Here is a 19076-nt window from a genome sequence, read left to right as displayed (position 1 = left end):
GAGTTAATAGTGAAAGCGTCATCAACCCACCCTCGTAAATTGGCAACGGTATTGTTAAGCGAACCGGATAATCGGGCTTGATGGTTGTGCAGCTTATTTAGGAAGGACTTAAGACTTGGAGCCAAGCTCAATTATTAGGCAGAAACGCCAACACTGGGGAGCGTGCCTGAGTTGAAGGCGATATGTTTGTACTCCAGGAATTCATCGATCGCTGTTAGTCCATTCAGCCTTCCATTACCGCTTCGCTTGAATCCGCCTTCCTCGAACTCGTCCCAAATGATCGCCCAATCGTTGATCCAGATCGTGCCTGCATCGATCTCGCGGGCAACGCGCATTGGGCGGTCAACATCGCGAGTCCAAATGCTCGCAGCCAAGCCATACTCGCTATCGTTGGCGAGCTGCACAGCTTCTGGCTCAGTATCGAAGATTTGCATCGTCAGGACTGGACCGAAGACCTCTTCCTGAACGATCGTCATTTTTGGATCGGTCACTTCTAGCAGGGTTGGGCGGTAAAACGCACCACTGGCGAGTGGACCTTCGACAATTGGACCGCCGCGTACTAGCACCTTTGCACCCGCTGCGATCGCTTCCTCCACCATCTTGTCAACACGAGCGACGTTCAGCTTGTCGATGAGAGGTCCCATATCGCTGGACGGATCAGACGCAGGTCCTGTTTTAACGTTTTCCAGTCGCTGGGTGATTAGCGTGCGAAAGCGATCGGCAACAGCACGCTGCACCAACAGCCGGGAACCTGTCATGCAGAACTGACCCGCAAAGGTCGTGAGTGCCTTCTCAACTTTTGGCGCAGCCGCCTCAAGATCAGCATCGTCGAAGATGATCATCGGTGTTTTGCCACCAAGTTCGGTCTGAAACAGCTTGAGCGTCGCTGCCCCTGTTGCAGAAATTGCCTTCCCTGTCTGCGTGCTTCCCGTAAAGCTGATCACACGAATATCTTTTGAATCCATGAGAAAGGACGATCCACCTCTGCCTCTGCTTTCGCTGAAGACGTTGATTACACCCTGTGGCAAATCGGCAGCTTCAGCCAGTACCTGACTAAAGAGATAGTTAATTTGTGCTGTATTGCCAGGTAATTTAAGCACTGTGGTGACACCAGCAGCGAGAGCTGGTGCCAGAGAACGCACGGTAAGCACGAGCGGCGAATTAAGGGGTGCCACGATTCCAGCAACACCGATCGCAGACCGAGTGACGATCGAAAAGTGTCCCGGCAAAACTTCTAAAGCTCGTCCGTAATTCGTCAGAACGACAGATGCCCAGTACCGAAACTTGCTTGGAATCATCTCGACTTCAAATGCTGCTTCAGCATGGACTTTGCCGTTTTCGAGCGAGAGAATCTCGATCAGATCGTCTCGCCGTGCTTCAAAGCGATCAGCAATCTGATTCAAAACTCGGGCCCGGAGTGCGCGACTGTCCTTCCAGTCTAATTCTCGAAAAGCCTGCGCCGCAGCGTTGGTCGCTTGAACCGCCTCTTCACGCCCACCATCCGCGTAAGTTCCAATGACCTCACCCGTGGCTGGGTTGATGCTCTCGGTATGCTGCGCTGAATCGACCCACTCACCATTAATCCAGTTTAGCGCTGGCGATCGCAGATCAATATTCATTGTTGAGTCTTTCTTATCCATCGTTACTGACATAGTTACTGCTCCGAATGGCACTAAGTTAAGCTGAAGGGTAGGCGGCGTAAGGATTGCAGAGGAGCAGGGGTGCAGAGGGGCAGAGGAGAATTTCTCTTGCTTCTTTCCGTATGCCTCTTGTTTCTGTCCGTATGCTTCTTCCTTCTTCTTTCTCCCCTGCTCCTCTGCACCCCTGCTGCCTCAACGATTTTCCCTTTTCTTAGTGCCATTCGGGTAAGAGACAGAGAACCGTCAAGCCCTCTGGCATTTGGATGAACCCAGATTGAATCGTCAATTCATCGGGTACCGTGGCGATGAACTCGTTAAAACGTCGTAACACTGCTCTGGCTTGATCGAGAGGATACAGCAGCATACCCGATAACACCGTCGTGAGCGGATGCAGGCGATACTCAAGGGAAACGACGATTCCAAAGTTACCGCCGCCGCCGCGCAGTCCCCAAAGCAGGTCTGGATGTTCCTCGGCGTTGGCAGTCACAAGCTGCCCGTCGGCAGTCACCACTTGTGCGGACAGCAGGTTATCGGCAGCCAGTCCATAAGCACCGATCAGCGGACCATATCCTCCCCCCAGGGTAAGTCCAGGCATTCCAACGGTGGAGCAGTTTCCTGTGGCTGTTGCCAATCCATATTTCTGTGCTGCCTCCATGAGGTCGCTAGCCGTTGCTCCACCTTGAACATGAGCGGTGCGCGCGTCTGGATCGATAGTGACGGATCTCATCTGGGACAAATCGATCGTGACACCGTTCTCAGACAACGCTCGTCCGGCAAAATCGTGTCCTCCACCTCGAACAGAGAGGGGCAGCCCATGTGCACGTGTCCAGCGAACCGTATGAATGACATCTTGCACAGTCAAACAACGCACGATCGCGGCAGGTTGGGTCTTCACCTTCGCATTCCAGAGTGGGCGCACCTGTTCATAGGCAGCGTCATCAGGGAGCAGAAGCTGACCTGTGAGAAATGCCGTGAGATCGTTGAAATAAGCACGGTTGTCAACAAACGTAGTTGTCATAGTTTTTCCTCTTCAGGTTGTAGATTGAATAACTAACGTAGTGTGCAAATTATTAGAGTTGTTGAGAAATAACTTGACCTTGCAGTAAAATTCCGACCAGCTCTGTTTTGTTTGATCACGATCGAGCTGCGACTAAGTAGAAGTTCCATAATTTCGTAGCAGTGAGCATTAAACGGTCATCACAATCTTGAATCCCAGTGCGATTTATCACACTGGTAGTCCTATTTCGTAAAGGATGAAGAATAATTGCTATCGCGTTCCCTCGCAAGTAGGAAGTTGAGTGCGCACGATTGTACAGTTTCGGTTGTCGCCAGAAGACCTTTTGGCAGCAACCGAAACTGGCCTACTGAAAATACTTTAGAGTCGGATTGTCTTTGAAAGATACTGACTGTTAACACAGGACTTAGCATTAGAGCAACCCCAAATTATTTGTTTTTAAACGAAACCTTTATATAACGTCAGTTCGGGTTAAGGGTTCAAATTTGATTACTTGGACGAAGAATAAGGCTTTCCCCCAGCCCAACTAACGACATAATCAAGGTTTCAGCTTATCCCGAACTCAGGTTTATATAGCTTTAGTCGAACCCAGGAAAGTACACTACTTTTTGTCGATTAACTCTCGAATTTCGCAAATTTTCTGATTAGCTGCCTGATGTATCATTAAATCAGAAACCATCAAATTCTTCTTGTATCTTGCTAGGTAAATAAATTCAACTTTATCTACCACTTTTGAATGTTTTATGAGAATTTGTATAACTTATAAGTAGGTAGGCACAAATTAACCTAACTATGTAACAAAATGTAAAACCGCCAAAGTCCTTGTGATTGCTTCGTTACACTCCGTTTCACTCGCAATGACATACTTATAAATTTTCCCACCCACCTACTTACATAAAGTAAAACATTTACTCAAACATAATATTTAACGGCAAAACATTATACTTATTCTTGTCAAAATAAAGGAACATCAATGGATACACAAAAAAGTATTCGGATTGACCCGCCTGGTGGAATTGCTGGAGCAGTGATTGCAGCTTTGTGGATCGCGATTTATCTTCATTGCTTTATTAGGATGTTTGAAAAGTATTGGGCGATTGGAAATCGCGGCTATACAAACTTTCGTCCGCCTATCGCGCTTCTCTGCGAGACGCTTTGCGAACGCGCAGCACGCGGACTAATGAAAATCATGCTAAGGACAATTATTAGTGCGTCTTAGTGATGAAGAAGTGCAATCCGAACTGAGTGCCGCCACAGCACAGGTAAACGCCGCAAAACAACGAGAAGCCTACGCTCGTTTACAAATCTCGGTTCTGGCAGATCAACTAGGGGATGCGAATCTAAATTTACAACAATCTCAGGGCGACACCCAAGGGAAAGTCGCGGGTAGATAGCGATCGCTACGCCCATCTTGCGATCGAAGGAGCCGAAACGCAACAGCGCTCTAACGTGGCGCGAAGCGTTCACAACACTGCCGAAGCTGCTTTGCAAAGCCGTTTAGCTGCTGTCGAAGCGGCACAAACAGCTGTTAACATTGCTCAGGCAAAATTGACGCAAGCACAAACCACAACCCTGAATCCAGGGAGACAACAAACTAATGTCAGTCGATTGCAGACACAAGCACAACAGGCACACAACACACTAGCAGCCGCCCAAGCTGACGTGAAAACTGCCCAAGCTAATCAACAACTGATTCAAGAGTCACTTGAACAATCTGACGGTGAAAAGCCCAATTGATGGCGTTATGACAACACGCAGTGTTGAACCCGGTAGGGTGGTTCTGCCATCGCGTCCCTTGCTGCTGAGAGTTGTAGACTTGAGCCAAGTTTATCTGCGGGGCCTTATTCCAGGTGGGCAAATTGCTCAAGTTCGCGTCGGACAACTTGCCAATGTTTATCTAAATAACGATCCCAAACACCAAAAGTCTTTTAAAGCAACGAGTACAACAGGTGTTTGGTGTAAACTGAACTTGGAGCAACCGAGTAGGCTAGCAAAACCGGGAATGCCTGCGGATGCCGAAATTCCATTGCGATGAAGGAGATTAAGATGTTTCACAAAGTTTTGGTCACTGACAAGAAAAATCAGTGAAAACAAATTAAGTGTTATTTACGATTTGCACGGCTTTTCTGAAGTTTTTCTATAATTTTACTCGCAATATTGACAAAATATCTCTAACTGGCGCTTTATCTGCTTCTAGCTTCTTTATTCTCTCTAATAGTCGTTTTGGAATATACTTGCACTTTTTAACCAGGCGATTACCATCCTTCCAAAACTCATAGTGATACCAAGCTTGGGGATAATCTTTGCCGTGAAGGGTGATGGTTTTCCACTGAATGGAGCCACTACCTAATCCTTTGTGTCGTCTAGTTTTACTAGGGCTATCTTTACTGGGGGTTATCTCTGACTGTTCGACATTGTTACTAGGGTTATTTTTACTGGAGGGTATTTCTGACTGCTCGACATCGTTACTAGGGCTGTTTTTACTGAGGGGTATCTCTGACTGTTCAACATCGTTACTAGGGCTATTTTCGATATCCCCCAGTAATGTGTTTTTACTAGGGCTAGGCACAACACCCAGTAATGTCAAAATTTCTCTAATTGGGCGCTTCTTGAACTCTGCTTCTTGAATATCCCCAAGTAAATGCTTGGGAATGTACTTGGTCTTCTTTCTCCCTTTTTCCTGCCAATGATAGTAAGCCTGGGGATAGTCCTTTCCACCCCTAGTAATGGTGCGCCAATGAATAGTGCCGTTACCCTCACCCCAATTTCTGCGCTTTTTACTAGGGCTATCTTTACCGGGGGATATCTCTATTTGTCCAGGCTTTTTACTAGGGTTATCTTTACTGGGGGGTATTTCTATTTGTTCAAAGTTTTTACTAGGGCTATTATCAATACCCCCCAGTAAAAGTTCCGATACAGGAGGGGGATGATTTTGACAGCAGTTTGAAGACTCAAATATTTCTGGAGCGCAAATTCTGGATAATTCCATAGGACTTGTCAAAAAATACCGTTGCTGTGCCTGTTTCACCGTGTCGTGCCTTAGCCATGATGAGTTCTAATATTCCTTGATCTGTAGTATCTGAGTTGTAGTACTCATCTCGGTAAGCGAGAATAATATTGTCTGCCACCATTTCTAAAATTCCCGATTGGCTAAGGTCGCTCATCATTGGGCGCTTATTCTGTCTGCCCTCAACTCCCCTAGAGATTTGCGACAGTGCTAGCACGGGTACATCCAGTTCCCCTGCCATTTTGTAAAGTCCTCTGGCCACATCTCCTAGTTCATAGCTGCGGTTCCCTCCAGAATCCTCTGCCATCATTTGCAGGTAATCAACTACAACTAACCCCAGTTTTCCCTCTTTGGCCTTTATTTGACGGCATTCTGATGCAATTTGTGAAACGGTGATACCCCTTGAGTCATTCATATAAAGCGGTAGTTCTGAAGCAACACTGACGATTTTGGCAATGCTTGTAAATTCCCAGTCTGCTAGGGGTTTATTACCTGAGCGATGTCTGCGAATGCGATCGCTTTTTAGTGGCGTTAACTCTAAATGCTTGTAAGCGTTGCTAACACTAATTAAACTCCACAGCCTGTACTCCAATTGTTTCTTTGTCATCTCCAAGGAGAAGATGACCACAGGTAGCTCATGGAACAGTATCATTTGGAAAGCCAAAAACAAGGCGATCTGGGACTTTCCCATTGATGGCCTACCAGCAACTATGGTAAGTGTGCCGCTTTCAAATCCCACCATCAAATTATCGAGTTCATGAAGTCCTGTAGGGTAAATGGGGTTTCCTGAATTTAAATCCTCGTAAGCAGCAACGTTAATCGTGCTGTTGTGTTCAGTGTCTGAAGATAGGGTTTGATTAGATAATTGGAAAATTTTCTGTTCTGATTGGTCAAGGATTTGTGGTAACTCAGTTTCTGTCTCATAACCCAGATGTACAATTTCATTTCCAGCCTTGATTAACTGTCTACGCGCGAATTTGTCCATTACCAACTCGGCTAAAGCGTCAATGTTGACAGCTGACACTGTGCGGTCTACCAGAGTTGCTAATTTATTTCTCCCGCCGATACGGATAAGCATTTCGTGGTCAGTAAGCCAAGCTGTAACTGTGAGTAAATCAGTGGGTTTACCAGAGTAATGAAGGCGCTGGACGGCTTGATAGATATCTTTATGGGCGCTAATGTAAAAGGCTTCGGGAATTAAGCGATCGCTCACCCTACCGATTGCTTCTGGGTCAAGCATGATACCGCCTAAAATCGCCTCTTCCGCTTCGATGTTTTGGGGTGGCAATTTATCAATCACGTCGCACCTCCAGTATCAAGAGCGAGATTTTGCCTTTGCGACTCTTCCCAAGCTCTTTGAGCCTGTCGCTGCCGTTCCTCGATTTCTCGGTGGAATTCGTCTCGAGCATTTTTTGTTTCAGTTTTTTTGGCTTGTACCTGTTTTGAAGCCAGATATTTTTCGTAATAAACCTCCCAGCGATTTCTTCCGGCTTTGTTCTTATGAGCTAACCAAGCCTCAATGTCGTTCACTGGCTGGCTAAGATTTTTGGTTTTTTCCTCACAAAATTTCCAAAAATTCGCTCGCTCGTCTTCTGAGAGAGTCTTTATAAAGTCTAAATAATTCTTATTGATCTTAGGGTTTTGTAATCCCCTCTCCACAAGGCTTTCAGCCTCCGCATGGTGCGTGGCGATCGCGCATGGTGCGTCATGATCCAGCGTGGTGCGTGGTGATCCAGCATGGTGCGTGGCGATCGCGCTCGGTGCGTCATCACACCTTGGGTGCGTCATCACACCATCGGTGTCTTCACACACCTTGGGTGCGTCATCACACCTTGGGTGCGTCATCACACCATCGGTGTCTTCAATAAATTCAGGTGTGTTATTGCACCATAATCCCTTTGGCTTCACCTTGGTTCTGACTTGCAATAGCTCTAGATCAATGAATCCCTTTGCGTCTAATTCCTTGAGAGCGCGGCTTACAGTTTGCCTGTGGACTATCCGCTCTGGTGCTGACAGCTTACGAGCTACCTCGGCGGCATTGATGTCAATCCCTTGGTTATAAGGATCAATGGTTCGGATGTAGTAGAGGATATCCCTCTGTGCTGGTGTGAGTTCACGGCAGGCTTTCAGCCATTCTTCATGCTGAAGTGGATAGAAACGTCCCTGAATTTTTGAATTTGGTTGTGTCACAATTTTGCTAATACAAATGAAAAGACAAAATTTCACCTCGATCCGTTGGGATAGAGACTAATTTTTTAGGTGTCCATCATTAACACTTAGTCAACGAACTTTTATATTCAATCGTGACAAGGTATTTATTTGATGGCTATGCTAGTAATCTGAAGATTAAAGATATGTCTGGAAAAAAGCACTCCTAGCAAGAGTTTGGTAAGATTAGGGTATACATCATCGTTGTTGTTTCATCAAACATCAAATAGTATAACCGTTAAACTTAAGTATAATTAGCAAAGCAATGCAAAGTTTTGTATCAGAAAAAACTCAAAGTTATCAGCAGTTATTCGATGAGATGATGAATCGCTTCAATTTGGAAGCGAAGAAAACTGCTGAACAGGCTAAAGTGTCGGAAGTAATGTTATCCCGCTTTCGTCGCGGGAAGGCGGATCTAGGAGCATCAAAACTAATATCGCTACTTTTGGCTATTCCGGTAGAAGCTAGGGTATGGTATTTATCTGAGTTATTTGGTCAGAGGCCAGGAATTAGCCTGCGATCGCTGATTGCTGAAGCACCTCCAGAAGAACAAGCTGAAGTTTTACGACTAATTGCTGATATTTTTGTGAATAACAGCCGTGAGGCTACAGATCCAGTGCAGTTCCTTACTTAAAGCTTTATAACTCACCATTGGTAATAGAATTTGGCTAAGAGTAATTATCCACCAAGTTGCAAATATCCAGCAATTCTCCTTATGAGAATTACTGCTTTTTCCTACAACATCCCAGATATTAGTGCAATTACCTTAACCTCTCACGGATGGATTAGGGTTAGCCAATAGCTAACTATTTGCTAACAATAGATTACGTATACTAACAAATGCTTCTCGTAGTGGTACATAAACCATACCACTACGAGAAGCAGTCAAAAGACTTGGACTGCATCCAAACACTTTAAGGAAGTACGCAGGTAATGGCAAGATCGAAAGCATCAAAAACGAGGCAGGGCAAAGACTGTTTAACGTCGAGTCTTACCTCCGTGGTGCAAGCCAGAAGCTCTCCTTTATTTGTTACTGCCGAGTCAGTTCAACCAAACAACGAGACGACCTTGGTAGACAAATTGCTTACATGCAATCACTCTACCCAGATGCCGAAATCATCAAAGACATTGGCAGTGGAATCAACTTCAAGCGGAAAGGACTGCAAGCCTTATTGGACAGACTTATGCGAGGAGATAAGCTCACGCTTGTTATTGCCTGTCGTGACCGGCTCGCAAGGTTTGGATTCGAGCTTATTCAGTACATGGTCGAGCAAAACGGTGGACAAATCGTGGTTCTCGACAATACTGTACACTGCCCCGAATCAGAACTTACCTCGGATCTTCTCTCCATCCTCTACGTCTTCTCTTGTCGGATGCACGGATTCAGGAAGTACAGTAAAAAAATCAAGGAAGATCCGGATCTTCCTCACGGCGGCACAAAGGCAGATTCTTAAATCTTGGTTTGGTGTGTCTAGATTTGTCTATAACACTACTGTTAAATCGCTGCAAGATTCTAGCATCAAGGCTAACTGGAAAGCGATTAAGACTGACATATTGAATGGACTACCAGAATGGAGTAAATCAGTCCCTTATCAAATTAAATCAATCGCCATCAAAGATGCCTGTAAAGCTGTTAGTAACGCCAAGAAAAAATTTAAAAATGGTGGTGGTATTAGCAAGGTTAGATTTAGGTCAAGGAAAGACACTGTACAATCTTGCTACATTCCCAAGTCTGCGGTAAAAGACTTAGGAATTTACCACACTATATTAGGTGAGGCAATCTTCAAAGAAGCCTTGCCGCAAAGCTTTGGCGACTGTCGTTTAATATTTGCCTACCGTGATTACTATCTGACAGTTCCAGAGAACGTGCCACAAGAAAAATCTGATAACCAAGGACGCGTTGTGGCACTTGACCCCGGCATCAGGACGTTTATCACATTCTTTTCTGAATCTAGTTTTGGTGAAATTGGAACAGCTGCTAATTTGCAAATTCAGAAGCTATGCTTCCGCTTAGATAAGTTGATTTCTAAACTCACCAAAGCTAAATGCAAACAGAAAAGAAGAATGAAACTTGCGGCAAGTTCACTACGAGGTAAAATCAAAAATCTTGTAGACGAACTGCACAAGAAAACTGCTCGATTTTTGGTTGACAACTTTGACATTATTTTGCTACCAACTTTTGAAACATCTCAGATGTCTAAGAAAGCAAAGCGGCGAATTAGGTCAAAGTCAGTACGCCAGATGTTAACACTCTCCCACTACCGATTTAAGCAGTTTCTTAAGCACAAAGCTTTTGAAACTAGCAAGTCAGTTATGGATGTTAACGAGGCATACACATCAAAAACAGTCAGTTGGACTGGTGAAATAATCCCCAATCTTGGTGGCGCTAAATTCGTCAAGTCTCCATCTGATGGGCAAGTGATGAGCCGGGATCTAAATGGTGCGCGAGGGATTTTCCTTCGTGCATTGGTTGATACGCCCTCTCTCCAAGAGTGTATTTGTTAATGAATGTTAGCAAAAAGGTATCGGTTAACTTAATCGTTAACGTTGATTTTCTTAGCCAATGTCTGAAATTTGCGTTGTTCACCAGCTTGTTTACGCTGTTGATAACGTTTTCTAGCTTGGTTTAGTACCTCTTGCAATAATTCCTCATTTTCTGAGCAGACGATAAATGCACCTTCTAGGAAAGTATCTCTAGTAATTTTATTTACATTGCAAAAGGTATCTAGCTTGGTATCAATATCCTGTTCTAACCTGATTGTTCGCCTGATGATCTGGGGTAACTCTAACTGCTGTTCTTGATTAGAAGTGCTTACCTTATCGTTTATTACTTCCTCACTATCTAAATCTGGTTTTGGTTTTTCAGGTAAATGACTAAATTCAGTAATTTCGTCATTTAGTAAGTTATCATGCTGTACTTTTACAAGTGTTGTATCCCGTGCTGGAACACTTGGACGTGTCTTTTTCTTAAGGCGCTCAAAAACATCAGACATTCTTTTGTAACCTCTCGATAATTTGTTGGAAGGGAGTTTCGAGTTGTTCAAAGCCTAGAGAGGACAAACTTACACCTTTATCTATGGCCTTTTTAAATTGTTCAGATTCTAAAATTGAAGGTAAAACGACTATTTCTTCGGCAATTGTTCGCATTGCACTGATACTCGCCTTACTTTGTGCGACTTGGTTATTACCTACCCATTTATCTCTGAATGGCAAGATGCCAAGCACTATCCCTGAAAAAGCATCAATTTCTTGAAGTTCCTCAACTAAACTCAGAGTTCGGATGAGAGAATTTACACCTTTGGATGATGCTTCTACAGGAATGATGATATGGTCAGCTGCCCCCAACGATGTAAGGCAGATTTGCGATCGCTGAGGTGGCGCATCGACAATGCAGTATTGGAATAAATCTGATATCTCTTTTAAGCGTTTGCTCAGAACAATAGCTCCCATACCGCTCCCAGACAAAAATTCTTGAGCATTATCTAATCCATCATCAGCAGGAATTAACCATAGGTTTTCTCCGATTTCGTAAATACCATCTTCAGTATTGATCTGTTTTTTGAGAACTTCTAGAAGCGTGGGTTGATTCTGCTGAACTTCGTGCCCCAGGTAAAAAGTTAGGTTCGCTTGGGGATCGGCATCAATCATCAGTACACGCTGTCCTGTTTGAGCAAGCATTCTACCCAACAAGATTGCAACAGTTGTTTTTCCCTGGCCACCGGACAAGGATGCACAAGTAAGAATTAACATTTTACTGACTACCAGCAGCATGGTGTAAATTAGTCAATATCATAATGCATAATGCTGTTTTTAAGTTATTTAGTCATTATATAATTTAGTCATTTACAAATGACTAAATTGTGCTTAACGCTATTTAGTCATTACTTTAGCTCTCAAAAAGTCCTACTCTTCGAGAAGATAGCTGTAAAGATAGGTTTTTGTCCCGTTTAGTTGTTGCTGATTTTAGTCAAGACAGAATTTAGTCATTAATAAATAACTAAATTGTATAATGACATAATCTAGTAGTAAACCAGTTTTATTTTATGAATAAAATAAAACTTCAAAAATGCTGCTGGGGGCTATATAGCCCCTATATAGCCCCCAAAAAGATTCAGGACTTCGATAAGTATTTGACCCCTATATAGGGTATATATGGGTGTTTTATGGGGTATATTTGACTGTTTGACACTTTGTACCCCACTTAGCCCCCAAGGGGGTATGATAAGCTCTTGAGACTGGAGAAAAAAGAGGTAGTCATTTTATTCTTCTCTCCTCTGCTCCCCCATATCTCCTCAACTGATAACTTTCACAAATTCAACCGTATTATCTTTCCCCCAATGTCGAACATTCACACCTTACAAAAAATTTTTCCTGCTGGCTTTGATAACGGTTATGGAAGCCTAAAACTTTTAGTCGATGGCTTTGAAGTAGTTCGTGTCCCCAGCTATATAACCAATGCCGAGATGGAAGATGTCCCCGGGCGAGTAGTTTTTAACGGTAGTGCTTACACAGTCGGAGAATCAGCTTTCCGCACAGGATATCATTTTGACCGAAACACAGATAACAATGAAAACAAAGTCAATAATGCGCTATTGACATTATTCGGTGCATTGGCACATCTACCACACCGTAAGGCTTGGCATTTAAAATTAGTCGTCAGCTTACATGATGTTGGTCTGACTGATGAATTGCAAAAAGTGCTAAGTGGAGAATATCAGCCAATACTTGCTGGCAAACAATCAGAGGTGAAAGTAGAAGTGCTGAAAGTTGTACTAGAGGGTATGGGTGCATTGTTTGGGCATCAACTACCGAAAAAATTAACCATTTTAGACTTTGGTAATGGTACGACTTTGTATTCTCGTTACAACCAGGGGAAACGAGAAGTTCACACCGCCTACCCCATCGGTGTAGAAGTTCTCATTGATGATATTTCCCAAAAAATGAAACATCTAAATGGCGGAAAAATCGGGGATGCCTCCAAGATCCGGTTTTGTTTGGAAATGGGACATACCAAGTACAGCCGTGACATCGATATCAAAGATATATACAGTGCTTGTTTGAAAGATTGGTATGAAAAATACTTGAAGAAAGTGGTGAATTTGACACTTGATGCCAAGCACCAAGGGGATGAAATCTGGGCTATAGGTGGAGGTTGCCTCTTACCTGGATTTAAGAAGCTCTTAGAAAAGAACGGTTTCAAAATTCTGGATAATCCAGTGGAAGCTAATGTTTTTGGGCTTCTAGAAATGGCAAAAACCATTATGAGCAAAAATCCAACAACCACATCTGGGAAGTTATAACAATGGCAGACAAACAAGACTTGACACCGGAAAAAGTTCGGATCAAAGATAGCTACCGTGAGCGGATATTTGCAGAATCACAGCAATTAGGTAAAAGTTACCTGGAGACGCTTTACTTTATCATTGATTGTTATTTTGCTTTCAGAAAGGGTACATTCCCCACTCAACAAGTAGCTTTCACCCCGATTAATACTGAGTCAAACCAACTTATTCAGCCGACTCAAGAGCTATCTACAGACTCTAAACCAGAGGATTCTGATGACCAAACCTTCAGCCTTGATTTTGATTTGTAAGGGAAATATAGGGCTCCCGTGAGGTTGGTCAGCCGGTGCTGTAGTCTCAGAGTCAGCGCCCAAGGATGTCACCAGTCGAAGTTAGAGAGCTGTTCACTCAGATATTTTGGTTGTGATAAAAATTACCACGTTGTTCTAATGTAAACCCACCCAGCAATAATCCCAACCATACTTCTACCATCGGCATTTTAAAATCCAACACAAGCTGAATTTCAAAAATTCCACTCATATCACCCAAATAACTCCCGATGCTGATAAGCAAATCGAGAAACATCCAGACTAGCCACAGGTTTAGCATAAATAGCCTGATTGCGAATTGCCTGTATCTGTTCTGACTCTCGCTCCATAGCTGGTGTGAATTCTTGTCGCTGTTTCAGCAAATCCTCAAACTCAATTTCCCCAGGTCTACCTTGATAAAAAGCCGACTCAGCACAACGACGGACTGCATTACCAATTTCTGCTGGACTGCAAATGCGATATTCAGCCAAAAGTCTACGCCATTGATCATCGCTCCAAGGTGAGTTATTGTCTCGAAACCCTGGAAAATACTTAGCTAGATGTAGATTGAAAACTTCATATCTTGCCCCTTCATGGGGTAAATCCACAAAAAAGATATCATCAAAACGGCGCACTAATTCCGCAGGTAGCATTGACAAGCGATTGACAGTAGCAATGGTATAAACTGGCTCTTGATGCTCTTGCATCCAAGTCAACAAAGCAGCAGATAGCCGCCGTGCCACACCTCCATCTGCATTGGAGTCCCAGCCAGCAAAGCCTTTATCAAAGTCATCCCAATAAAGTACACAGGGAGCAAGAGAAGTCACCAAAGCAATAAACTCCTTTAATGCTCTGTCGGGATGAGGATCGCCCAGTAGTACACCCCAATTAGCTGCTAACAGTGGCAATCCCATTTTCTTAGCTGCTAACTTGGCAGAAAGACTTTTACCAGTACCCGGTGGCCCCCATAAGAGCATCCCAGTGGGAAACTTCAATCCATATTGCTTTGCTTTAGGTTGAAGTAGACAGGTAATAGTTTCCAACCTTTTCTCCAGTAAATCTAATCCCCCGGCTGAAGGTACATCCGGTTGAGCAATGTACTCTAAACCCCGACCCCGCAGTTTGCTAACTTTATGCTCTAGGACTAATTGGGAGATTTCCTCAAGCTGCTCTGCAAAACCTAGACATTGCTGTAGTAGCATATTTATCTCGCCTATGGGTAAACCTTGACAGGCACGAAAGAGCAATTGCAGTGCTGATGTTTTTTCTGTTGTCTTTAACCAAGAATTGCGATCGGTTACGCTGTGCCGTAGACGATCTGCGCTTCTCTGCGAGACGCTACGCGAACGCAGCAGCGCTTCCGCAGAGCGGACGCTTACGCGAACGCGATCGCACTCTGCAAACTGCTGAAGCCGGGGATGACTACGCCCAACCCAGGCATCACAAAACTGCTCCACAACTATCTGCACCTGCTGTTGGTCTGGAAGTGGATTTGACAGTACAGGAATAAAAGGCTGTAATTCTAGAGGTAGTTGAACGTAAGTTTCCAATAACACCCAGTAATGATGTTGCTGACTCCAGAGAGCTTGATGACAGGCATTGAGTAATTGATAGCTACATTTTTGACTGATTTTGCTCCCATCACCCTCATTTAGCACTCCCTCCAGTAAATAAATGCCTGGTTGATATTCCTCCAAAAGATACTGAATAATGTCCCCGTCTTTACCCCTGTCAGTTAACTGTAAGATGTACTGACCTTGATGCTGAATTAATTGCTGTAGTCCACAGTAACCAGGATTCCAGACAAAGATTGACAAAGAACGCTCTTCACCCCAATGGTAAAACTGCTGTAATATCTGCATTCTGTCAGGCGTATGATACTCCAAAGCTACAATTGCAGTATTTTGGTCAGCCAGAGCAGGCCAGTCTGTCAACTTCATAAACCTTACTTTAACAACTTACTTTCCCCTTGTAGAGCAAATTTATTACTGATGCTTTAGCCACACGGATAATTATCACTAATAGGTTGGCTATATTTATGACGTGAAAAAGAGCGATGGCTACGCCCGCCGCAGGCATCGCCTCCATCACAGTGTTAATTTCAGAAACTGCTCCTACTGCGTTTCTTTATCTCTTAAAAGCATAAATTTGTCGCCGCAGCAAAGACAGGTTTGAAATCGCAAAAAAATTAAATTGAAATGAAATGGATGTGAAAGCCGCGATTGCGGCAAGGAGGTGAAAAATTCACTTCATTAAAGGAAGCTGTCAAATGGCCTACGCAAAGCGCTCCGAAGGAATCACTAGAACCAATAACAACAATCGCAACGGAGCTAATACTAAAACATCTGCCAAAACCAATGGCACATCTGCAACAACTAAATCAAAGGTAGCGAATGCTTCACCACAAGAAGAGGCATTAGCATTGTTGAAGGAATTGCGGAACCTAATCTTCAAGGAATACGGCGTTAAATTACAACTACGGGATTCGCGTGTTTCCACAAAAATCGGTCATGCAGCGCGTGAAAAACTCGGACTTGATATTGCAGCCCAAGTCAAAAAGAAAGGTGGTAACAAAAAGTTTGATTGGCAGAAATGGAATACCAAATTATTTACTAAATTATTTGGACAACCAGATGCACTCAAATATGCACCAGAAGTAGTGGCAATTTTCATGAGTATGCTGTATGACACTATCAGCACTGACCCAGAGCAAGCAATAGCAGATTTAGTTGAATTCAACCGCGCATCTCTGGAACGTCGTAATTCTTTCCAAGAACAAGAAGAGGAAGAACTTGACGATTTAGATGACGAACTAGACGAAGACGTGGATGAAGATGAGGAGGATGAGGATATCGAAGATGAACTCGACGAAGATTTAGATGAAGATGACGAATTAGATGAGTCAGATGAAGACGAGTAAATAATTCTGACTTATTCTCAGTAATTGACAGAATAATAACCCAAAATAACCATGTATTGCCTCAAACAATACAGGTTATTTTTTTGCCGAATAAAGAATTTAAATTGGAGCGAATTGCATCTTTCGATGCTGTTTCTATGAGAAAAATACTAAATATCAAGGAGTAATTCTCATGGTTAACGCTAACGCTCGCAAAACTGCTAAAGCATCACGTAAAATTGAAAGGCATATTCCTGCTTTAGAACGAGTAATGACTTATCAGGAAAAAGTACACCTGATGGTAATTGAAGTATTGCGAGAAGAATCAGGAAGAGAATTAGCAGCAGCAGCGAGATTTAACGGACAAGAGTTTGATTGGGACAAACACAATTCCCAATTCCGTAAGGACTATGTAAATACACCATTAAAAGAACTGGTGAATTATGCCCGCAAGCTTTACGGCTTGAATAATCTTGATGAAATTCGAGATAGACGTGCTTCTCATAAAGCTGCTCGGTCTAAACGAATGGACGGACTCAATGGTTTAAGTAGCAACTCTGATGACTTGATAAATGACGATTTTGAACAAGATGAAGATGACGAAGATGTAGAAATTGACGATTAATTATAATGCCCTGAATTATCTAATTCAGGGCATTCTATTTCCCACCCACCCGCATCCAAAAAACAGAATTGAATGCAGCGATTGCTGCTGAATTCAAGAGATTCAAAAGTGAACTCTAACTCAGAAGGCATCTGTCGATGCTATCTAGGTGAGATGTAGTAATTCGTTAATCAAAGGATAATCAAATGACTCGTAATCAGCAACAAACAAAAGCGTTGGATCAAGTAATAGGATATCAGGATAAAGTGCGATTAATGGTACTAGAAGTTTTACGTGAGGAATCAGGCAGAGAACTTGCTGCTCAAGCACGTTTTAATCAGCAAGAATTTGATTGGAACGAACATAACATTCAGTTTCGGCAGGATTATAGCGAAACTCCCATCAATGAACTACTAGCATACGCCAAACGTCTGTATGGACTGAAAGATTTGGATGCAGTACGGGAGCGGCGCAAAGCTCATAAACAACAACGTACAGCTAGATGGGCTGAAGCTTCATAATTACCTGCTGGTTCTTACAGTAGCCCCACTAAAATGTGGGGTAACTTTTTTCCCCGCCCACCCTCAACCGTAAAAACTTTATTTTACCGAAGATGCAGCTTCGCATCCCACCCCACCAAATGTTGTAATTGTCCGACTGGAAAGTTTACTAGTCATTAACTCATTAATCTGCTGGTTTGAAAGTTGAGTTGGCTTGACTTCGACTGTGGGTGCAGTATCTCCCCTGTTGACTTGAATAATGGAATTAGCCCAGTAAAACTGCTGCTGGTCAGGTTGGGAATAAACAGGATAACAGCCTTTTGAGGCGATCGCTAATTTATGCTCTACGCTAGAAACTGATGGTAGAGAAATACCAGCACGAACTAATTTTGCCTCTCCTACTGGCCCCCACAAACGCAATTGTTGATTGACACAACGTTTTCCATCTTTTAGCGGGGCAATGATGTTGCCACAAACTTTAACATCCACATCATACATCGGTGGATAATTAGGCACAGTTTGAGCTTGAGCTTGAGTCGTATTCCTCTCATCCTTGCCACTGACATTTACAGTAGTAGGGGTACAAGCTGTAACTATACCTCCTATTACCAGCAGCCAAAGCCAGTTAACTTTGCAGGTAAACATCTGCTGAATCCTCTTCTACGATTGAGAAATTGACAACTAATTTTTTAACTTAAACTCCGTCTATTTTGAAACCTGGAGTTTTTAAGGAGAGTGTATTATTCGGTCGTGGCTTGAGTTCTGAGCTTTACTCTAATTCCAAAAAACTATGGTTTTCAAGGTTGACGTGGTTTAGATACAAACTGGCGTTGATTGCTAGGTGATGTCCATAACGTGCAGAACCCGGACGAGGCTTTTCTGCTACTTGCTCCAATTTCCAGTGTTACCCCCAAACGCTTGACATCTTTAGCACAAGTAAGTTGACCGTTTTGGTCACGACTCAGCAAATCTTGATTCCATTGCATTAGGTTGTGAGCAAACTTACCTTCATTACTGGTTGCCCATTCCAAAGCATTGGCTTGGGCTTGTGTGAGTTGGCGTGGCCCAGCAGGATCTAGATGACTAGATTGATACCAGGACATTCCGCCTACACTTACCAGTCCACCCACTCCAGCTGCAATTAATAGCAGTATTCCCGCAGCAATTAAAGAGGGAACTGAATGAATAGCACGCTCAAATTCAGTACGCCTAATTAATCCCGTCACAGCCTGAGCAATCGCTTTTTGCTGACCTTTTACTGCTGCCTTTTCATATGTCTGGAGATGGTCATAAAGCTGCGTTTGCCATAGGTCAAACATTGCTTCCATTTCTTTGGGATTGTCTTCCAACAGCACTTGTAGCCTGCCAGTAGCAATCATCATCAGAAATGCTGGGTCATCAGGGTCAAGTCCGGTTTGGACTACTATTTCCCAAACCCTAGCTTTAAATGAATCGTCTTTACCTCGAATGGCTAAATCTAGTAAAGTTGGGTAAGGAATTTGGCTCAGTCCTTTGCCTCTAGAGAGCCAGTCCAGTAGAAGTTATTGACAAATAAAAATAATTATGCAGATATTTCAATTGGATTCATAAGTGGCATTTGAGCCAAAACATGA

General features: G+C 43.4%; 23 protein-coding genes. 12 read left to right on the top strand and 11 right to left on the bottom strand.

All coding sequences use genetic code 11. The features are described from left to right. Positions 1 to 134: 134 nt before the first annotated feature. Positions 135 to 1652: an aldehyde dehydrogenase family protein gene (locus V7K27_RS22100; RefSeq protein ID WP_334950218.1), complete on the bottom strand. Its 1518-nt coding sequence runs from the start codon at positions 1650 to 1652 to the stop codon at positions 135 to 137. Between the two features lie 199 nt (positions 1653 to 1851). Beyond that, positions 1852 to 2658 carry an FAD-binding oxidoreductase gene (locus V7K27_RS22095; protein ID WP_334950217.1) on the bottom strand — a complete coding sequence of 269 codons (807 nt, stop codon included), beginning with the start codon at positions 2656 to 2658 and terminating at the stop codon, positions 1852 to 1854. A gap of 970 nt (positions 2659 to 3628) precedes the next feature. On the opposite strand from V7K27_RS22095, the gene V7K27_RS22090 reads away from it, so the two are divergent. Genes V7K27_RS22090 through V7K27_RS22075 form a run of 4 tightly spaced genes read left to right on the top strand, consistent with a single transcriptional unit; the run spans position 3629 to position 4690 of the window. Continuing rightward, positions 3629 to 3874 (top strand): hypothetical protein, encoded by a 246-nt coding sequence (locus V7K27_RS22090; RefSeq protein WP_334950216.1) that lies wholly within the window; start codon positions 3629 to 3631, stop codon positions 3872 to 3874. Further along, a complete protein-coding gene (locus V7K27_RS22085) occupies positions 3864 to 4049 on the top strand; it encodes a hypothetical protein (RefSeq protein WP_334950215.1) in 186 nt (61 codons plus the stop codon). Before V7K27_RS22090 ends, V7K27_RS22085 begins: the two co-directional genes overlap by 11 nt. 55 nt (positions 4050 to 4104) lie before the next feature. After that, complete coding sequence (locus V7K27_RS22080; RefSeq protein WP_334950214.1) at positions 4105 to 4392, top strand: hypothetical protein; 288 nt, start codon at positions 4105 to 4107, stop codon at positions 4390 to 4392. A 7-nt stretch (positions 4393 to 4399) separates the two neighbouring features. Next, positions 4400 to 4690: an HlyD family efflux transporter periplasmic adaptor subunit gene (locus tag V7K27_RS22075; RefSeq protein WP_334950213.1), complete on the top strand. Its 291-nt coding sequence runs from the start codon at positions 4400 to 4402 to the stop codon at positions 4688 to 4690. A gap of 102 nt (positions 4691 to 4792) precedes the next feature. On the opposite strand, the gene V7K27_RS22070 is transcribed toward V7K27_RS22075, so the two are convergent. From V7K27_RS22070 to V7K27_RS22060, 3 genes are read right to left on the bottom strand one after another with little or no spacing between them, the layout of a single operon-like run. Then, the gene (locus tag V7K27_RS22070) at positions 4793 to 5644 is read right to left on the bottom strand and encodes a hypothetical protein (protein ID WP_334950212.1); all 852 of its coding nucleotides are present in this window, start codon (positions 5642 to 5644) and stop codon (positions 4793 to 4795) included. Next, positions 5607 to 6962 carry a replicative DNA helicase gene (dnaB, locus tag V7K27_RS22065; RefSeq protein ID WP_334950211.1) on the bottom strand — a complete coding sequence of 452 codons (1356 nt, stop codon included), beginning with the start codon at positions 6960 to 6962 and terminating at the stop codon, positions 5607 to 5609. The genes V7K27_RS22070 and dnaB overlap by 38 nt, the downstream gene beginning before the upstream one ends. After that, a complete protein-coding gene (locus V7K27_RS22060; protein ID WP_334950210.1) occupies positions 6959 to 7852 on the bottom strand; it encodes a MarR family transcriptional regulator in 894 nt (297 codons plus the stop codon). Before V7K27_RS22060 ends, dnaB begins: the two co-directional genes overlap by 4 nt. A 283-nt stretch (positions 7853 to 8135) precedes the next feature. On the opposite strand from V7K27_RS22060, the gene V7K27_RS22055 reads away from it, so the two are divergent. The 3 genes from V7K27_RS22055 to V7K27_RS22045 all read left to right on the top strand — a co-directional run bounded on the left by V7K27_RS22055 (position 8136) and on the right by V7K27_RS22045 (position 10375). Then, positions 8136 to 8504 (top strand): transcriptional regulator, encoded by a 369-nt coding sequence (locus V7K27_RS22055; protein WP_104906684.1) that lies wholly within the window; start codon positions 8136 to 8138, stop codon positions 8502 to 8504. Positions 8505 to 8736: 232 nt separating this feature from the next. Beyond that, positions 8737 to 9324: an IS607 family transposase gene (locus tag V7K27_RS22050; protein WP_334950247.1), complete on the top strand. Its 588-nt coding sequence runs from the start codon at positions 8737 to 8739 to the stop codon at positions 9322 to 9324. Further along, positions 9209 to 10375, top strand: a complete 1167-nt coding sequence (locus tag V7K27_RS22045) for an RNA-guided endonuclease InsQ/TnpB family protein (protein WP_409883149.1) — start codon at positions 9209 to 9211, stop codon at positions 10373 to 10375. Before V7K27_RS22050 ends, V7K27_RS22045 begins: the two co-directional genes overlap by 116 nt. Before the next feature lie 29 nt (positions 10376 to 10404). On the opposite strand, the gene V7K27_RS22040 is transcribed toward V7K27_RS22045, so the two are convergent. Both V7K27_RS22040 and V7K27_RS22035 read right to left on the bottom strand, forming a co-directional pair. After that, entirely contained in the window at positions 10405 to 10863 is a 459-nt protein-coding gene (locus V7K27_RS22040) for a hypothetical protein (RefSeq protein WP_334950208.1), read from the bottom strand. Continuing rightward, on the bottom strand, positions 10856 to 11641 hold the full coding sequence (locus tag V7K27_RS22035; RefSeq protein ID WP_334950207.1) for a ParA family protein: 786 nt from the start codon (positions 11639 to 11641) through the stop codon (positions 10856 to 10858). Before V7K27_RS22035 ends, V7K27_RS22040 begins: the two co-directional genes overlap by 8 nt. Before the next feature lie 566 nt (positions 11642 to 12207). Between V7K27_RS22035 and V7K27_RS22030 the strand changes: the two genes are divergently transcribed. Both V7K27_RS22030 and V7K27_RS22025 read left to right on the top strand, forming a co-directional pair. Next, entirely contained in the window at positions 12208 to 13170 is a 963-nt protein-coding gene (locus V7K27_RS22030; protein WP_334950206.1) for a ParM/StbA family protein, read from the top strand. A gap of 2 nt (positions 13171 to 13172) precedes the next feature. Next, positions 13173 to 13463, top strand: a complete 291-nt coding sequence (locus V7K27_RS22025) for a hypothetical protein (RefSeq protein WP_334950205.1) — start codon at positions 13173 to 13175, stop codon at positions 13461 to 13463. A 97-nt stretch (positions 13464 to 13560) separates the two neighbouring features. Here the strand turns inward: V7K27_RS22025 and V7K27_RS22020 are convergent, their stop codons facing one another. Both V7K27_RS22020 and V7K27_RS22015 read right to left on the bottom strand, forming a co-directional pair. Further along, a complete protein-coding gene (locus V7K27_RS22020; protein ID WP_334950204.1) occupies positions 13561 to 13692 on the bottom strand; it encodes a hypothetical protein in 132 nt (43 codons plus the stop codon). Between the two features lies 1 nt (position 13693). Next, complete coding sequence (locus V7K27_RS22015; protein ID WP_334950203.1) at positions 13694 to 15400, bottom strand: ATP-binding protein; 1707 nt, start codon at positions 15398 to 15400, stop codon at positions 13694 to 13696. Between the two features lie 329 nt (positions 15401 to 15729). Here V7K27_RS22015 and V7K27_RS22010 point away from each other — a divergent pair, with 329 nt between their 5' ends. The 3 genes from V7K27_RS22010 to V7K27_RS22000 all read left to right on the top strand — a co-directional run bounded on the left by V7K27_RS22010 (position 15730) and on the right by V7K27_RS22000 (position 17484). Continuing rightward, on the top strand, positions 15730 to 16380 hold the full coding sequence (locus V7K27_RS22010) for a primosomal protein (protein ID WP_334950202.1): 651 nt from the start codon (positions 15730 to 15732) through the stop codon (positions 16378 to 16380). A 172-nt stretch (positions 16381 to 16552) separates the two neighbouring features. Next, positions 16553 to 16984 (top strand): hypothetical protein, encoded by a 432-nt coding sequence (locus V7K27_RS22005; RefSeq protein ID WP_334950201.1) that lies wholly within the window; start codon positions 16553 to 16555, stop codon positions 16982 to 16984. Positions 16985 to 17169: 185 nt separating this feature from the next. Next, the gene (locus V7K27_RS22000; RefSeq protein ID WP_292792833.1) at positions 17170 to 17484 is read left to right on the top strand and encodes a hypothetical protein; all 315 of its coding nucleotides are present in this window, start codon (positions 17170 to 17172) and stop codon (positions 17482 to 17484) included. 78 nt (positions 17485 to 17562) lie between these two features. Here the strand turns inward: V7K27_RS22000 and V7K27_RS21995 are convergent, their stop codons facing one another. Together V7K27_RS21995 and V7K27_RS21990 are read right to left on the bottom strand one after the other, a co-directional pair. Then, on the bottom strand, positions 17563 to 18108 hold the full coding sequence (locus V7K27_RS21995) for a hypothetical protein (RefSeq protein WP_334950200.1): 546 nt from the start codon (positions 18106 to 18108) through the stop codon (positions 17563 to 17565). A gap of 152 nt (positions 18109 to 18260) precedes the next feature. Then, complete coding sequence (locus V7K27_RS21990) at positions 18261 to 18962, bottom strand: DUF6753 family protein (RefSeq protein ID WP_334950246.1); 702 nt, start codon at positions 18960 to 18962, stop codon at positions 18261 to 18263. Positions 18963 to 19076 lie beyond the last annotated feature (114 nt).

The sequence above is a fragment of the Nostoc sp. genome, from assembly GCF_036919575.1.
In the GTDB taxonomy this organism is placed as follows: domain Bacteria; phylum Cyanobacteriota; class Cyanobacteriia; order Cyanobacteriales; family Nostocaceae; genus Nostoc.
Note: the sequence above shows the minus strand (reverse complement) of the source record. Positions and strands in the feature narration are given on the sequence as shown.

What these genes read in the sequence shown, in the direction of transcription:
- V7K27_RS22035 (WP_334950207.1), bottom strand. Translation starts at nt 11,641, where the DNA reads ATGCTGCTGGTAGTCAGTAAAATGTTAATTCTTACTTGTGCATCCTTG.
- V7K27_RS22055 (WP_104906684.1), top strand. Translation starts at nt 8,136, where the DNA reads ATGCAAAGTTTTGTATCAGAAAAAACTCAAAGTTATCAGCAGTTATTC.
- V7K27_RS22005 (WP_334950201.1), top strand. Translation starts at nt 16,553, where the DNA reads ATGGTTAACGCTAACGCTCGCAAAACTGCTAAAGCATCACGTAAAATT.
- V7K27_RS22020 (WP_334950204.1), bottom strand. Translation starts at nt 13,692, where the DNA reads ATGAGTGGAATTTTTGAAATTCAGCTTGTGTTGGATTTTAAAATGCCG.
- V7K27_RS22010 (WP_334950202.1), top strand. Translation starts at nt 15,730, where the DNA reads ATGGCCTACGCAAAGCGCTCCGAAGGAATCACTAGAACCAATAACAAC.
- V7K27_RS22100 (WP_334950218.1), bottom strand. Translation starts at nt 1,652, where the DNA reads ATGTCAGTAACGATGGATAAGAAAGACTCAACAATGAATATTGATCTG.
- V7K27_RS22030 (WP_334950206.1), top strand. Translation starts at nt 12,208, where the DNA reads ATGTCGAACATTCACACCTTACAAAAAATTTTTCCTGCTGGCTTTGAT.
- V7K27_RS22015 (WP_334950203.1), bottom strand. Translation starts at nt 15,400, where the DNA reads ATGAAGTTGACAGACTGGCCTGCTCTGGCTGACCAAAATACTGCAATT.
- V7K27_RS22025 (WP_334950205.1), top strand. Translation starts at nt 13,173, where the DNA reads ATGGCAGACAAACAAGACTTGACACCGGAAAAAGTTCGGATCAAAGAT.
- V7K27_RS22070 (WP_334950212.1), bottom strand. Translation starts at nt 5,644, where the DNA reads ATGGAATTATCCAGAATTTGCGCTCCAGAAATATTTGAGTCTTCAAAC.
- V7K27_RS22000 (WP_292792833.1), top strand. Translation starts at nt 17,170, where the DNA reads ATGACTCGTAATCAGCAACAAACAAAAGCGTTGGATCAAGTAATAGGA.
- V7K27_RS21995 (WP_334950200.1), bottom strand. Translation starts at nt 18,108, where the DNA reads ATGTTTACCTGCAAAGTTAACTGGCTTTGGCTGCTGGTAATAGGAGGT.
- V7K27_RS22075 (WP_334950213.1), top strand. Translation starts at nt 4,400, where the DNA reads ATGACAACACGCAGTGTTGAACCCGGTAGGGTGGTTCTGCCATCGCGT.
- V7K27_RS22095 (WP_334950217.1), bottom strand. Translation starts at nt 2,658, where the DNA reads ATGACAACTACGTTTGTTGACAACCGTGCTTATTTCAACGATCTCACG.
- V7K27_RS22090 (WP_334950216.1), top strand. Translation starts at nt 3,629, where the DNA reads ATGGATACACAAAAAAGTATTCGGATTGACCCGCCTGGTGGAATTGCT.
- V7K27_RS22040 (WP_334950208.1), bottom strand. Translation starts at nt 10,863, where the DNA reads ATGTCTGATGTTTTTGAGCGCCTTAAGAAAAAGACACGTCCAAGTGTT.